The organism is Nocardia sp. NPDC059691 (assembly GCF_042733915.1).
Lineage (GTDB): Bacteria > Actinomycetota > Actinomycetes > Mycobacteriales > Mycobacteriaceae > Nocardia > Nocardia sichangensis.
This window is the reverse complement of sequence record NZ_JBHWFB010000008.1, coordinates 111,280-124,711: the sequence shown is the minus strand read 5'-3', so window position 1 is coordinate 124,711 and position 13,432 is coordinate 111,280. Positions and strand designations below refer to the sequence as shown.

The window sequence follows — 13,432 nt, the reverse complement described above, 5'->3', positions numbered from 1 at the left end:
GCGGTGCCGTACGAGCTGATCGCACGGATCGCCACCGCGCTCGCCGAGCGGCGGTGCGGTCTACCAGTCGGCTTCGGTGTACTTGATGATCCCGCGGATGTTCTTGCCGTCCAGCATGTCCTGGTAGCCCTGGTTGATCTCCTCCAGGGAGTAGCTGCGGGTGACCATGTCGTCCAGGTTGAGCTGGCCGGACTTGTACAGCGACAGCAGGCGCGGCGCGTCCTGGCGGGCGTTGCCGCCGCCGAAGATGCAGCCCTTCACCGTCTTCTGCAGCATCGACAGCAGGAAGCTGTTCAGCTTGACGTCGCTCTCGTCCATCCGGCCCATCGAGGTGACCACCAGGGTGCCCGCCTTCGAGGTGAGGATCAGGCCCTCTTCGATGTACTCGCCGTGCATCTCGCCCATGGTCAGGATGACCTTCTCGGCCATCCGGCCCTCCGTGGCCTCCAACAGCGGCATGATCGCGGCGGCCATGCTCTCGTAGGTGTGCGTGGCGCCGAACTTCTGCGCCTGCTCGCGCTTCCACGGATTCGGGTCGATCGCCACCACCTTCGACGCGCCCGACAGCACCGCGCCCTGCAAGGCGCTCATGCCGACGCCGCCGATGCCCGCGATCACCACGGTCTCGCCCGGAGCGACCTGGGCGACGTGGGTGGACGAGCCGAAACCGGTGGGGACGCCGCAACCGACCAGGCAGGCCACCTCGAACGGAATGCTCGGATCGATCTTCACCACGGAGGTGTGGTGCACCGTCATGTACGGCGCGAAGGTGCCCAGCAGGCACATCGGGATGACGTTCTCGCCGCGGGCCTGGATGCGATAGGTGCCGTCGCTGATCGCCTGCCCCAGCAGGAGACCCGCGCCCAGGTCGCACAGCGCCATGTGTCCTGCCACGCAAGCCGGACAGCGGCCGCAGGCGGGGATGAACGACAGGATCACGTGGTCGCCGACCTGCAGATCGGCCGGGCAGTTCGGGCCGAGCTTGGTGATCACGCCCGCGCCCTCGTGCCCGCCCATGACGGGGAAGGACGGCATCGGGGTCGCGCCGGTCACGATGTGGTGGTCGGAGTGGCACATGCCCGCGGTTTCCATCCGGATCTGCACCTCGCCGGCGACCGGGTCACCGACCTCGATCTCCTCCACCGACCACGGCTGGTCGATCCCCCACAGGATCGCGCCCTTCGTCTTCATTCCTGTCGACCCTCTCGCATGCACGTGCTTATATGTGACTGCACCCACAGTACGAGAAAAATGTAACGCGTTCTAGTACCGCTCGAAAAAATCGTCGGTATAGCGTGACCCAATAACCGAACGCGTTACAGTTCCGCGACGCGTCAGCCCTGGACGTCGTGCACGTGGTGCAGCAGATCGTGCACGAAGTACCGCGCGAACGACTCCACCGTGAACTCCGCCCCGTCGCCGCGCGCGCCACGCAGACCACGGCGCTCGGGCGGCACCGAGGCGAAGGAGCGCGCCACCCGCTCGGCGGCATCGGCCAGCTCCGCGGCTACCCGAGCCGGGTCCTGCTCGTTGTAGCGGTCGGCCACCGCGGTCGCGTCCTGGTCCCAGTTCGGGAAGCGCGGCGGCTCGCCCCCGGGGTCACCGGCCAGCATCAGGCCGAGGCGAGTGTCGAACAGGCGGCAGACGTCACGCACATGTGCGCCGTATTCCAGGGCGGACCAGGTCGATTCGTCCGGCCGCAGGCGGACGCCGGGACGGTCGAGCACCGCGGCGAAGCGGACCGCGGTGTCCCTGGTCAGCGTCGGTACGGCTGCGTAGCTGGTCGCGGCGGCGTCGAAACCGCATTGCGCACAAGGGCGCTCGAGCACCCAGGTCCAGTCCTTGACATCGGGAACGATCGGCATGCGCTCAACCTAGGCGCGGCCGGATCGCGCCTTCCACCGATATCCGGCCAACTATCGAGCACATCCCGACAGTTCACTCCATCAGCCGGTGCGCCCGCTCGAAGAGTTCCAGCGTGATCGCGTGCAGGAAGTCGCCGACCTGCCTGGGGGCCTTACCGGCGAACGCGCGGGCATGCGTGCCCTCCAGGACGATGCCGAGCTTGAAGCAGGCCAGCACGGTGTACCAGGACATGGCGCTCAGGTCGCGGTCGGAGAACTGCCCGTAGTGCGCGATCATCTCCTCGGCCGTCGGCAGCCCGCCGACCGCGCCGAGCTTGCCCACCAGCGCCGCTCCCGTGGTGCCCGGCTCCGGGCGGGTGGCGATCTGCCAGCCGAGGTCCAGCAGCGGGTCGCCGATGGTGGACATCTCCCAGTCGACCATCGCCGCGACCTGCGGGCCGTCGAAGGAGAACATCATATTCGCCAGATGGCAGTCGCCGTGCAGGATGCCCGGGGTCCATTGGGCGGGGCGATTGCGGTCCAGCCACTCGCCCACCGCCGCCACACCGGGGATCTCCGGGCCGGGGTAGCCCTCGTTGGCCGAATAGGACTCGAGCTCACCCAGCCAGCGCGGCACCTGACGTTCCAGGAAACCCTCCGGCTTGCCGTAGTCGGCCAACCCGAGCGCCTGGTAGTCCAAGGCGCCGAGGCGCGCGATGGCCTCGACCGCGGACAGGCCCATCTGCCTGCGGATCTCCGGATCGCCCGCATGCAGTTCGGGCAGTTCGTTCTGCGGGTTGAAACCGCGGATCGGCTCCATCAGGTAGAAGACCGCGCCGAGGACCGACTCGTCGGCGCAGGCCGCGATCACCCTGGGCGCGCGGACCTCGGCGCCGCCCAGCGCGCCGAGCAGCCTGGCCTCACGCCGGATCACGTCGTTGCTCTTCGGGCGCAGATGTTTCGGGCCGCGACGCAGCACGTAGGTCCGGCCGCCGCGGGTGAAGCGGAGCATGATGTTCTGTGTCCCGCCGCCCAGCGCGGTCACGTCCTCGAACTCACCGCCGGACAGACCCTGCTCATCCATCCACTTTCCGACGACGGCGAAGTCGACGACCGCGGGATCCACATCGACCGGTTGCGCAACAGACATGCCCCACATTGTGCACCACCTGCCGACCCAAACTGAAGGCAGATGACAACAGTTGGCTACCACCGGCGCGGCGTAGGGTTTCGAGCACCATGCGCACGCTGTTGATCGACAACTACGACTCGTTCACCTACAACCTGTACCAGCTGATCAGCGAGGTGAACGGCGTCGAGCCGACAGTCGTGCGCAACGACGAGGCGCACACGGTCGCCGAACTCGATCTGGGACGCTACGACAACGTCGTCGTCTCGCCCGGGCCGGGGCGACCGGACGTGGCCCGCGACGTAGGGATCTCCACGGCGGTGATTCGCGAAAGCGACCTGCCGCTGCTCGGTGTGTGCCTGGGCCATCAGGGAATCGTGGTCGCGGCGGGCGGCGTGGTCGCCGAGGCGCCCGCGGCCCGGCATGGATATCTCGATCGCATCGAGCACGACGGCCAGGACCTGTTCGCGGGCGTTCCGCAGGGCTTCACCGCCGTGCGTTACCACTCGCTGTGCGCGCTGCGGCCGCTGCCGGACGATCTGGAGGTCACCGCGCTGTCCGGCGACGGCGTCGTGATGGGTGTGCGGCACCGCACGCGACCGCAATGGGGCGTGCAGTTCCATCCGGAATCGATCGCCAGTGAATTCGGCGCGGCTCTGCTGCGCAACTTCGCGAGACTCACCACGGCGCACCGGAGCAGGCGCGCCGTCCCTGCGGCGAGCCCATCGATCGACGCCGGGGGTGAGTTCGTCGCCGAGCCGGTCGCCGCAGGCCTTCCGCTTTCCGCCACACGCACCGCGGCCTCGCCGATGCCGCTCGCACCGGAGCAGTTCCCCGCCGCGGCAGCCCAACTCGAGCGTCCCGCCGGGCGCACGAGTTCCGATGGCACGGTGCCGCGGACCTTCCGGCTCCAGCGGGCCGTCCTCGAACGGCCGATCGATACCGAGAGCGCGTTCGTGCAGTTGTACGCCAACTCCCCCACCGCGTTCTGGCTGGACAGCGAGCACGTCGAACCGGGGGCCGACCGGTTCTCCTTCCTGGGCGACGCGAGCGGCCCGCTGGCCGAGGTGCTGCGCTACCGCGTGGGCGACGGCGAGGTGACCGTGGAATCGTCCGACGGGCACCGGCGCACCGCACCCGGCGGCATTCTCGAGTTCCTGGCCGCCGAGCTGCGCGCACGCAAGCTCGAACTGCCCGATCTCCCCTTCGATTTCGTCGGCGGCTACGTCGGCTATCTCGGCTACGAGGTCAAAGCCGACTGCGGCGGCAACGCGGCGCATCGCGCGGCGACCCCGGACGCGCAGTGGATCTTCGCCGACCGGATGGTGGTGGTCGACCACGTCGGCGAGCGGACCCATCTGCTGGCGCTGAGCGACGACGTGGAGACCGCCCGGTCCGCCGCCGACTGGCTGCGCGACACCCGCGAAACCCTCGACACCCTGCCGACCTGGACCAATCCACCGCCACTCGAATTGCCGCCGGACGGTGACGCCGTCGCGCCACTGCTCACCCGCGGCCGGGAGCGCTATCTCGCCGACATCGCGGTCTGCGGGCAGCGGTTGCGTGCCGGGGAGTCCTACGAGATCACTCTGACCGACAGCGCCACGATCCCCGCCACCGCGGCCGACGGCCTCGACTTCTACCGCACCCTGCGCCGGTGCAACCCCGCCCCGTATGCCGCCTACCTGCGCTTCGACGATCTCGACATCGCCTGCTCGTCCCCGGAGCGCTTCCTGAAGGTCGACCGCCGCCGCATCGTGGAGAGCAAGCCGATCAAGGGGACCGCCCCGCGCGGCGCGACGCCGGAGCAGGACGAGCGCCTGCGCCGCGAGCTGGCCGACAGCCCGAAGACCAGGGCGGAAAACCTCATGATCGTCGATCTGCTGCGCAACGATCTGGGCCGGGTCTGCGAGATCGGCAGTGTGTACGTCCCCAAACTGATGGCCACCGAGCAGTACGCGACCGTGCACCAACTGGTATCGACGGTACGTGGCAGGCTGCGGCCGGAGGTCGGCGTGGTCGATTGCCTGCGAGCCTGTTTTCCCGGGGGCTCGATGACCGGAGCGCCGAAGCTGCGCACCATGGAGATCATCGACGCGCTGGAAACCGAAGCGCGCGGGATCTATTCGGGCACCATCGGTTTCCTCGGTCTCGGCGGCACCGCGGACCTGAACATCGTGATCCGCACCGCCGTCCGCTACGGCGGGCGCTGGCGGATCGGCGCGGGCGGGGCCATCGTGCTCGACTCCGATCCCGCCGACGAGTATCACGAGGTTCTGCTCAAGGCGGCCGCCACGTTGCGCGCGGCCGCCGACCACGCGCACCGCTGAGTGTCCGACCTCGACTATTTGTGCCGCTTGCCGGACTTTCGGCGGGGCGGCTCCTCGGCGGGCGGTTCCGGCGCGCTCAAGCCGGTCAGCTTGGCGAGCAAGGCGAAGCCGGGCAGCTTCGCCAACCGCCCGAGCACGTCCTCCCCGAGCGAGATCATCGCCTCCAGCCGGGGCAGCAGGCGGTCGTAGGCGGCGAAGGCCGGATCGGCCAGGGCCAACGTGCGGTCGAGCCGATCGATGGTGGAGTTGAGCCGCTCGATCGCGGTCGACAGGCTCTCGATCAAGCCGGGTAGTTGCGCGGCCAGCTGAGCGGACGCGGGCGGCAGCCGCACCGCGGTGTCGAACGCCGATGTCGCGGTCAGCTGAGCGGCTTCCAGCGCCTGGCCCGCGGCCGTCTGCGCCGCCTCGACCGCCGCCTGGGCGGCGGCCAGCACGTCGGCCGGGCCGGGCACACGCCCACCGGGCAGTTTCGGGGTCGGCGGCTTACGACCCGGGCGTTTCGGGTTCGTCATGGGAACACTGTGCCGCACGCCCCGCCGAAGGACCGGCCCTCGCGCGTTCGGCGTGTCGGAGGCTCATGGCATAGTTCGAGCACCATGAAACTCAGCAAGGGCGCGAACGCAGCGGTACCGACATCCCTTCTAGCCGTGGTCGTTTCATGGCGATCGGAGCACACCGTGGACGCGCATGCCTTGCTGCTGGACGCGTCGGGCGCGGTGCGCTCGGATCGCGACCTGGTGTTCTACAACGCGCCGCGGCACGTTTCGCAGGCGGTCACCCTCGATCAGGAGCCCGCGCCGGGCACCGCGCGGCTGAGCGTCTCGCTGCCGCGCACGGAAGCCGACGTCGACCGCATCGTCGTCTCCGGCTCGCTGGAGGACGGCACCTTCGGCGACATCCACGGGCTCACCGTCGCCGTGCACTCGGTGGACGGGGCGGTCGTGACGTTCGAGATCGATGACGCGGAGGCGGTGTCGGCGCTGATGTTCGGCGAGTTCTACCGCCGCGACGGGCAGTGGCGGTTCCGCGCGATCGGCCAGGGCTGGTCCAGCGGACTGGCCGGGTTGGTCACCGAGTTCGGCGTCCAGGTCAACGATCCCTCGGCGCCCGCCCGCACCACGCATCCCGCCAACCCGTTCCGGGTGCGACGCCCGGCGGCGTATCCGTCCGCGCAAGAACGACTTTCTCCGGCCGGAGCGGAACCCGCCACCGAACGGTCCGCTCGGCGCGACCCGACCTCGGCCCGACGCTTCCCCCACGGATCGTTGCCCTCCGGCCACTCCGCGCGAAACGGGGAAACTCCCGCCGAAATCGGAACGGATCTCGCCGAAAACACGCCGGTCCAACGCGAACCCATCCGCACCGACGACTCGCCCGGGCAGCTCGAAGGGACCGAAGTACGCCCGGGCGTAGACACCCCCGCCCGGCCACGCACCGAAGTGCTCGACCGTGGCGATACATCTCCCCTGCCGCGCCCACACACCCACCGCACGGTCGACCTCCACCGGCACAGCCGCGACACCGCACCGCCCGCTCCTCCGCCGCCGCACCCCGAAGTCGCGGACTGGCACCCGGATCCGGACAACCCGCAGACCATGCGCTGGTGGGACGGCACCATATGGACCGAGGACCGGTATCTCCGACCCCCGCCCGGCGACCGCCACTGCGCACGCTGCGGAAACACGCTGCGCCGCAAGTTCTTCGGTGGGTTCGCGCCGTGCCAGCGATGCGCCCAGGAGATCGAGGAGTACCTCGTCCACTGGCACACCAGGGCGTGGCGGGTGCTCACCGGCCACGGGCCACACGGCCCCGAGTGGGCGGACCTGTGGGCATCACTGCGTTACCAGCGCATCGACGCCGAAGCGGGCCGCGCGGTCCTGCGCGACGCGGGGCTCAGCTACGTGGAGCGGCTGGTGACCTTCGCCTTCGCCGACGGTGAAGTACGGCACGCGGAACTGGAACTGTTCGAGCACGCGGTCACCGAACTCGCGCTCGGCGGACCGCTGATCGAGGATCTGCGCAGGCGAATGCATCGCGGGCACACCCTCTACCGGCTGCGTACGGGCGATCTGCCGATCGTCCGCACGCCCGGCCTGCACCTGGACCCAGAGGAGACGGTGCACCTCGATCTGCCCGCGACGCACGTGCGTCAGCTCGCACGCGGCCCGAAGTTCACCGAGGGCAGGCTGATCGGCAGCAACAAGAAGCTGCGTTTCGTCGGCGCCGACACCGGCATCGAGATGCCGTGGTCACGAGTGGTTTCCGTGCACGCGGAACAGGGAACGGTGGTACTAGCGGCCACGTCCGCGCGCGGCGGCGCGACCTTCGCCGTCGACGATCCGGATTATGTCTCGGCCGCGCTGGAAGGCGCGCTGCGCGTGGCCAAACGTCTCGTTCTCACGCCAGGCCAGCGCGACACCCGCAGCATCCCGCAAGAGGTGAAAGCGGAGGTGTGGCAGCGCGACGGTGGCCGCTGCGTCGAATGCGGCGACGGGCACTACCTGGAGTTCGACCACGTCATCCCGCTCAGCCGCGGCGGCGCGACCAGCGCCGCCAACCTCCAGATCCTGTGCCGCGCGTGCAACCGGGCCAAAGGCGCCCGCATCTGAACCCGGCTCACTCGCCGAGCAGGCCCGCAGTGCGGCCCAGATCGGCGAGCATCGCGTCGAACAGGATCTCCGGATTGTCCAGCGGTATCGGGTAGTTCCCGAACACCTCGAGCGTGACGTGGCCGTAGAGCCGCGCCCAGATCTGGATCATCAGGTACGTCACACCCAGATCCAGTTTCTCGGCGGGGAACTTCTGGCCCGACTCCGACAGCGCCGCCAGCAGTTCGGTCTGGAAGTGCACCAGATCCTCACGCAACTCCGGCGGGATGACGTCCGTCGATGGCGTGACGATGTCGTAGTTCGCCAGCAGCCTGCCCGCCGCGGCCAGGAAAACCCGGCCGAAGGGCTCGTCGAAGCGGCGCAGCGCGCGGGCCTGGCCCGCGCCGGGCGAGGCGAACACCAGGGTGAACTCCCTGGTGTGCGTCAGCGCCCAGCGCCGGAAGCCGCGGCAGATGGCGAAGAACTGCGCGGCGCCGTCGTCGGGCAGCGTGGCGATCTCGGCGGTCAGTTCCCCGGCCAGGTCGGCGCAGAAGTCCAGCCGCAGCCGCTCCAGCAGGTCTTCCAGCGAGTCGTAGTACCGGTACAGCGCGGGCGCGGTGACTCCTAGTTCGCGCGCGATGGCACGCAGGGTGACCGCATCGGGCCCGCGCTCGACCAGCAGCGCGCTGGCCACCCGCCGGATGTCGGTGTCGGTCACCACTGGCGCGCGCCCCCGTGGTCTGGACTGTTGCACTGATCGATTCAAGCGTATTCGACGTCCCAGCGCTTGATCCCGTTCAGCCAGCCCGACCGCAGCCGCACCGGCTCGGACACCTGGCGCAGGTTGGGCATCACGTCGGCGATGGCGTTGAACATCAGATCGATCTGCAACCGGGCCAGGTTCGCGCCGACACAGTAGTGCGTGCCGGTGCCGCCGAAGCCCACGTGCGGGTTCGGATCGCGCAGCACGTCGAAGGTGAACGGATCCGCGAACGCTTCCTCGTCGAAATTGGCCGAGCTGTAGAACAGTCCGAGCCGTTGGCCCTTCTTGATCTCCTGGCCGCCGAGCACGGTGTCCTGTGTGGCGGTGCGCTGGAAGGCCGTGACCGGGGTGGCCCATCGGACGATCTCGTCGGGCGCGGTGCGCGGACGCTGCTGCCGGTAGATCTCCCACTGCTCGGGATGGTCCACGAACGCTTTCATGCCGTGGGTGATCGAGTTGCGCGTGGTCTCGTTGCCCGCCACCGACAGCAGGATGACGAAGAACGCGAACTCGTCCGAGCCGAGGTGCTCGCCGTCGATATCGGCGTTCACCAACTGGGTGACGATGTCCTCGGCCGGGCAGGCGCGCCGCTGTTCGGCCATGTTCCAGGCGTAGCCCATCACCTCGGCGGTGGCGGCGTGGTGATCGCCCTCGAACTCGGGATCGTCGTAGGAGATCATCTGGTTGGACCAGTCGAAGATCTTCTTGCGGTCCTCCTGCGGGATGCCGATCAGCTCGGCGATGGCCTGCAACGGCAGTTCACAGGCGACCTGTTCGACGAAGTCGCCGCTGCCGGACTTTCTGGCCTCGTGCACGATCCGCGCGGCGCGTTCGGTCAGCGCGGCGCGCAGACTCTCCACCGCCCGCGGGGTGAAGCCCTTGGAGATGATGCGGCGGGTCTTGGTGTGCTTGGGCGGGTCTTGGTTGAGCAGCAGCATGTCGCCGAGCATGTCGATCTGCTCGCGCGTGGTCTCCTCGTTGAACCGGATGATCGCGGTGTTCTCGTGCGAGGAGAACACCTCGGGATTCTTGGAGATCTCCTTGATGTGCGCGAGCTTGGAGACGACCCAGTAGCCGCCGTCGTCGAATCCGCTGGCCCGATCGGACTGAGCGCACCACCACACCGGGGCGGTGCGGCGCAGTTCGGCGAACTCCTCGATGGGCAGGCGGGTGGCGAGTAGATCGGGGTCGGTGAAGTCGAACCCCGTCGGGATCGAGGGCGTGGTCACGGTCACGGCTAACTCCTACGGCGGTCTGGGCGCAGACCTGGCGAACACGGTCACCAGTGATGCAACCACAGAACCGAGCTTTGTGAACAGCGTTTAGTAAAACCCGTTTACTTTTCATGCCGCCGGTCCGCCCACCGGACCACGGACGGAGGTGGCAGGTATCGGCCATTACCCCGATTCACGTGTACACCGACGCGGCGGACCACCTCTAATGAGAGCAGCAGCCCTACTCCAGCCGGAGGTGCCATGCCCAGTCTCTACGACCACGTCGGCGGCGACGAGGTGCTCCATCGTGTCGAAGCGGCGTTCTACGACAAAGCGCTCAGCGACCCGGTGCTGAAGACGTTGTTCACCGAACGACTGCCGCAACACGTCGACCATCTCACCTGGTTCACCGCCGAATCGTTCGGCGGCCCGGATCGATTTACCCGGGAGCTCGGATTCGAATACATCATCGCGGTGCACCGCGGCCTGCGGATCACCGACGAGCAGCGGGAACGTTTTGTCGAGGTGTACATGCAGACCTTCGAGGAGGCCGGACTGCTGGAGAACGAAGAGTTCCGCACCGCGGTCTATGAGCACGTCGCATTCGGATCACAGGTGGCGCAGCAGAATTCGCATGCGGCCAGCGATTCGGAGTTGCACCCGATCCGCGAGGTCCCACGCTGGAGTTGGGCGGGCGACGACTGACTCAGCGCAGCGTGATCAGCGGCGGCGGCCGCCATCGCCTCTGCAACACCACCGGCTTGGGCGCGAACAACGCCAGGCTCGCCGAGAACGGATCGGATTCCGGGATGGGCAGCCAGTTGCCCCTGGGGACGCCGGGACCGGGATCGTGCTGCTGGAGTGTGAGATCGAGCGAACCGTCCGGATTGAGCACGACGGGTACATGGTGGCCCACCGAGTAGATCTCGGCCTCGTTGGGCACGAGATAGTCCTCGGCGTCATAGACGGCCAACGACCAGAACGCGTCGACCGGCCAGCGGTGCCTGTCACCCGATCGCCGAGAGCGGCGGCGGGACTTCGCGCGAATCGCGTCAGAGCGCCGGTAACAGCGGCGGGGGACGCCAGCGCCCCTGGACGGCCTCCGCCTTCGGCGCGTACAGGCGCAGGGTCAGCGAGAATTGTCCGGATTCGGGAATCGGCAGCCAGTTCCCGGCCGCGACGCCCGCCCTCGGGTCGGTGTACTGCAACGCGATGTCGGCGGACCCATCGGGGTTGACCGTCACCGGATCCGGATGGCCGACCGCGTAGATGCCGGCCGGATTGGGCACCAGATAGTTGTCGGCGGCATAGGCGGTCAGCGACCAGAACTCGTTCACGGGCGGCAACTGGCCGGGCGCGAAATGCAGCCGGAATCGGCCCGTGCCACCTCCGGCTTCCGTCGACGCGAACAGCGTCGGATAATAGGCGTTCTCGGTCATCAGGCTGGCGCCGAGCGCCACGTGGGCGATGGCGGCGCGCAGCAGATAGTTGGTGCCGAACCTGCCGACGTCGGGGTCGACCAGCCAGCCGTTCTCGTTGACCGTCCGCGCACCCAGGGACACCGGGATCTGCTGCCGTGCGGTCTCCACCGCCGCCGCAAGCTCGGTATCCGAGATGCCCTCGACTGTGCCACCCGGCCGGATCCCGATCTTCTCGAACCGCCGCATGGCGGGCGCGTCCTCGGGCGCGGTCGGGTTGGTCGACAGCAACGCGCACATCCGGTCGAAGAACACCCGCGGGTCCATCCCGGCGACCCACTCGGGTGGCGGCTGTACGCTCGCTTGCCCGGTCCCGGTGGGCGCAGGCGGCTCGGTGCCCGCCGCCCAAGCGCTCAACGGCACCAATCGCAATCCCTCTTGCGCGGCGCGCACCGCCGGGAGATCGCTCTCGCCGTCGACCTGGATCCGGATGACCAGCCACACCGTCGGCGTCGGCATCGGCAACGGCGTGAGACCTTTCGGCAGCGCACCCGACCAGCTGGGGCCGGTCACCGCATAGGTATACGGCGGCCCGGCCGACTCGGTCGCCGGCCGACGGCTGCTGGGGTTGTGCACATTGTTCGTCCAGGCGTCCGTCACCTTGGCCAGCCAGAACCGGCCCTCGCCCATCGCGGGGACGCTCAGCACCATCGGCTCGCTCGCCACATCGAGCCACGCGGTGGAACGCAGCGTGTCGCGGTCGAGCCGTACCACGTCTCGCTGCGCCGGGGTGGGCAGCGAGGCGGCGTGGTGGAAGCGGTTGATCGGCGTGACCATCTCCGCAGCCACCCGGGTGACGTCCAGCAGCACCAGAGGGTAGCCGAATATGTAGGCGTCTTTGGCGATCGTGGCGGCGTCACCTGGGACGGGATGCGGCCCGGAATCCTGGCCGAATCCGCCGCATGCCGCCGATCCGAGCGCGGCCACCGACGACACCGCGATGCCGAGCGCCGTGCGCCGCGACATCGTGGGCTTGCCCTCGGTCCTCTCGTCCATGATCCGCTCCGCCTCCGATCCTATCGGCACCGCACCGGAGCGCGACCGCACTCCGCGACGGAAATCGCAGCTCGAGGGCGTTTGCGGAGGTTCGCCGCGAGAACACGCGGGAAGGAGCGCCGCCCTCGCTCAGAATTCCAGGACGGTGTTCATGATGGTGCCCGCACTGGTGGCCACCACCCCGCCGATCATCGCGCCGGCGATCATCTTCGGCGACTGCAATCCGCCGCCGCTCCACTTCTCCCAGGCGAATCTGCCGCCCGCGTAGATGATGCTGACGATGCCCGACGCGAGCGCGAACCAGGTCAGGTACCGGACGAACTGTAAGAGCTTGTCCGCCAGGGGCGGCGCCTCCGGGGTCGGATTGCCGATCTGCGCCAACGTCGTGAACGAATCGCCGACCGACGCCAGAATGATGCTCACCGTCTACTCCCTCTACGCTCGAATACAACCCTGCCGCCGACCAGCCGCTTTGCGAAAGCCGTTCGACCACCGATGAATTCGGCCACGAACCAGGATACGGGCCCAGACGCCGCCGCGGTGTGCGCACTGCGCGGAACCTTCGCGCCCAGCGGCGGAACAGGCAGCAGGCTCAGAAGTTCGGCTACCCGGGCGCGGGCGAAGAAAACACGAACTTCCCTGCGCTACATGGACCTGACTGCATCGCGGCGAGCGAACGGATACGATCTTCTCAGCGAATCACTTGCCCCTGTCCCGAATCCAGAATGAGCGAACGACGATGATCCTGGCCGCCGCTTACGACACCCTGGCGCAGATCGGCAATCCCAGCCCCGAGGCACCGCCGATCTCCGACAAGTTCCTCCAACTGGTCCGCTACCTGACGTGGTTCGTGCTCCTGTCGGGCATCTGCGGCATCATCTACGCCGGTGGCCGCTTCGCCTGGGAGAAGTGGACCGGCGGCGGGCTCGAGTCACCGAAGATGGTGGCCGGAGCCATGATCGGCGGGGTGGTGGCCACCAGCGCGGGCACCATCATGAACGCCGTCATCGGCTGATCCGCCGCGGACGAATCGCGAACCGCTATAGCTTTTCGCTATGACAAGCGGGCGATGCGCGGTGAGCAGGGCAGG

General features: G+C 68.4%; 13 protein-coding genes. 4 read left to right on the top strand and 9 right to left on the bottom strand.

Annotated elements, in window-relative coordinates:
* Nucleotides 1-60: 60 nt before the first annotated feature.
* The 3 genes from ACFV2O_RS19115 to ACFV2O_RS19105 all read right to left on the bottom strand — a co-directional run bounded on the left by ACFV2O_RS19115 (nucleotide 61) and on the right by ACFV2O_RS19105 (nucleotide 2,994).
* Nucleotides 61-1,191 carry an NDMA-dependent alcohol dehydrogenase gene (locus ACFV2O_RS19115; RefSeq protein ID WP_355072708.1) on the bottom strand — a complete coding sequence of 377 codons (1,131 nt, stop codon included), beginning with the start codon at nucleotides 1,189-1,191 and terminating at the stop codon, nucleotides 61-63.
* 143 nt (nucleotides 1,192-1,334) lie between these two features.
* A complete protein-coding gene (locus tag ACFV2O_RS19110; RefSeq protein ID WP_379252953.1) occupies nucleotides 1,335-1,865 on the bottom strand; it encodes a DinB family protein in 531 nt (176 codons plus the stop codon).
* 73 nt (nucleotides 1,866-1,938) lie between these two features.
* Nucleotides 1,939-2,994 carry a phosphotransferase family protein gene (locus ACFV2O_RS19105; RefSeq protein WP_379252952.1) on the bottom strand — a complete coding sequence of 352 codons (1,056 nt, stop codon included), beginning with the start codon at nucleotides 2,992-2,994 and terminating at the stop codon, nucleotides 1,939-1,941.
* 89 nt (nucleotides 2,995-3,083) lie between these two features.
* On the opposite strand from ACFV2O_RS19105, the gene pabB reads away from it, so the two are divergent.
* Nucleotides 3,084-5,303 carry an aminodeoxychorismate synthase component I gene (gene pabB / locus ACFV2O_RS19100; RefSeq protein ID WP_379252951.1) on the top strand — a complete coding sequence of 740 codons (2,220 nt, stop codon included), beginning with the start codon at nucleotides 3,084-3,086 and terminating at the stop codon, nucleotides 5,301-5,303.
* Nucleotides 5,304-5,317: 14 nt separating this feature from the next.
* Here the strand turns inward: pabB and ACFV2O_RS19095 are convergent, their stop codons facing one another.
* Nucleotides 5,318-5,815 (bottom strand): hypothetical protein, encoded by a 498-nt coding sequence (locus ACFV2O_RS19095; protein ID WP_364427613.1) that lies wholly within the window; start codon nucleotides 5,813-5,815, stop codon nucleotides 5,318-5,320.
* A gap of 84 nt (nucleotides 5,816-5,899) precedes the next feature.
* Here ACFV2O_RS19095 and ACFV2O_RS19090 point away from each other — a divergent pair, with 84 nt between their 5' ends.
* Nucleotides 5,900-7,912, top strand: a complete 2,013-nt coding sequence (locus ACFV2O_RS19090) for a TerD family protein (protein ID WP_379252949.1) — start codon at nucleotides 5,900-5,902, stop codon at nucleotides 7,910-7,912.
* Between the two features lie 7 nt (nucleotides 7,913-7,919).
* Here the strand turns inward: ACFV2O_RS19090 and ACFV2O_RS19085 are convergent, their stop codons facing one another.
* Nucleotides 7,920-8,609 (bottom strand): TetR/AcrR family transcriptional regulator, encoded by a 690-nt coding sequence (locus ACFV2O_RS19085; protein ID WP_379252948.1) that lies wholly within the window; start codon nucleotides 8,607-8,609, stop codon nucleotides 7,920-7,922.
* A gap of 44 nt (nucleotides 8,610-8,653) precedes the next feature.
* Complete coding sequence (locus ACFV2O_RS19080) at nucleotides 8,654-9,883, bottom strand: cytochrome P450 (protein WP_356965225.1); 1,230 nt, start codon at nucleotides 9,881-9,883, stop codon at nucleotides 8,654-8,656.
* A gap of 246 nt (nucleotides 9,884-10,129) precedes the next feature.
* Here ACFV2O_RS19080 and ACFV2O_RS19075 point away from each other — a divergent pair, with 246 nt between their 5' ends.
* The gene (locus ACFV2O_RS19075; RefSeq protein WP_379252947.1) at nucleotides 10,130-10,573 is read left to right on the top strand and encodes a hypothetical protein; all 444 of its coding nucleotides are present in this window, start codon (nucleotides 10,130-10,132) and stop codon (nucleotides 10,571-10,573) included.
* Between the two features lies 1 nt (nucleotide 10,574).
* Here the strand turns inward: ACFV2O_RS19075 and ACFV2O_RS19070 are convergent, their stop codons facing one another.
* The 3 genes from ACFV2O_RS19070 to ACFV2O_RS19060 form a co-directional block, all read right to left on the bottom strand.
* Nucleotides 10,575-10,916, bottom strand: a complete 342-nt coding sequence (locus ACFV2O_RS19070) for a DUF1214 domain-containing protein (protein ID WP_379253113.1) — start codon at nucleotides 10,914-10,916, stop codon at nucleotides 10,575-10,577.
* Between the two features lie 4 nt (nucleotides 10,917-10,920).
* Entirely contained in the window at nucleotides 10,921-12,342 is a 1,422-nt protein-coding gene (locus ACFV2O_RS19065) for a DUF1254 domain-containing protein (RefSeq protein WP_379252946.1), read from the bottom strand.
* Between the two features lie 129 nt (nucleotides 12,343-12,471).
* Nucleotides 12,472-12,765 (bottom strand): hypothetical protein, encoded by a 294-nt coding sequence (locus ACFV2O_RS19060; RefSeq protein WP_195077704.1) that lies wholly within the window; start codon nucleotides 12,763-12,765, stop codon nucleotides 12,472-12,474.
* 316 nt (nucleotides 12,766-13,081) lie between these two features.
* On the opposite strand from ACFV2O_RS19060, the gene ACFV2O_RS19055 reads away from it, so the two are divergent.
* Nucleotides 13,082-13,357, top strand: coding sequence for a hypothetical protein (locus tag ACFV2O_RS19055; protein WP_355072692.1), 276 nt, complete (start codon nucleotides 13,082-13,084; stop codon nucleotides 13,355-13,357).
* Nucleotides 13,358-13,432 lie beyond the last annotated feature (75 nt).

Bases quoted from the DNA above. Each gene is read 5' to 3' on its own strand.
- ACFV2O_RS19105 (WP_379252952.1), bottom strand. From the start codon at position 2,994: ATGTCTGTTGCGCAACCGGTCGATGTGGATCCCGCGGTCGTCGACTTC.
- ACFV2O_RS19075 (WP_379252947.1), top strand. From the start codon at position 10,130: ATGCCCAGTCTCTACGACCACGTCGGCGGCGACGAGGTGCTCCATCGT.
- ACFV2O_RS19055 (WP_355072692.1), top strand. From the start codon at position 13,082: ATGATCCTGGCCGCCGCTTACGACACCCTGGCGCAGATCGGCAATCCC.
- pabB (WP_379252951.1), top strand. From the start codon at position 3,084: ATGCGCACGCTGTTGATCGACAACTACGACTCGTTCACCTACAACCTG.
- ACFV2O_RS19065 (WP_379252946.1), bottom strand. From the start codon at position 12,342: ATGGACGAGAGGACCGAGGGCAAGCCCACGATGTCGCGGCGCACGGCG.
- ACFV2O_RS19095 (WP_364427613.1), bottom strand. From the start codon at position 5,815: ATGACGAACCCGAAACGCCCGGGTCGTAAGCCGCCGACCCCGAAACTG.
- ACFV2O_RS19110 (WP_379252953.1), bottom strand. From the start codon at position 1,865: ATGCCGATCGTTCCCGATGTCAAGGACTGGACCTGGGTGCTCGAGCGC.
- ACFV2O_RS19115 (WP_355072708.1), bottom strand. From the start codon at position 1,191: ATGAAGACGAAGGGCGCGATCCTGTGGGGGATCGACCAGCCGTGGTCG.
- ACFV2O_RS19090 (WP_379252949.1), top strand. From the start codon at position 5,900: ATGAAACTCAGCAAGGGCGCGAACGCAGCGGTACCGACATCCCTTCTA.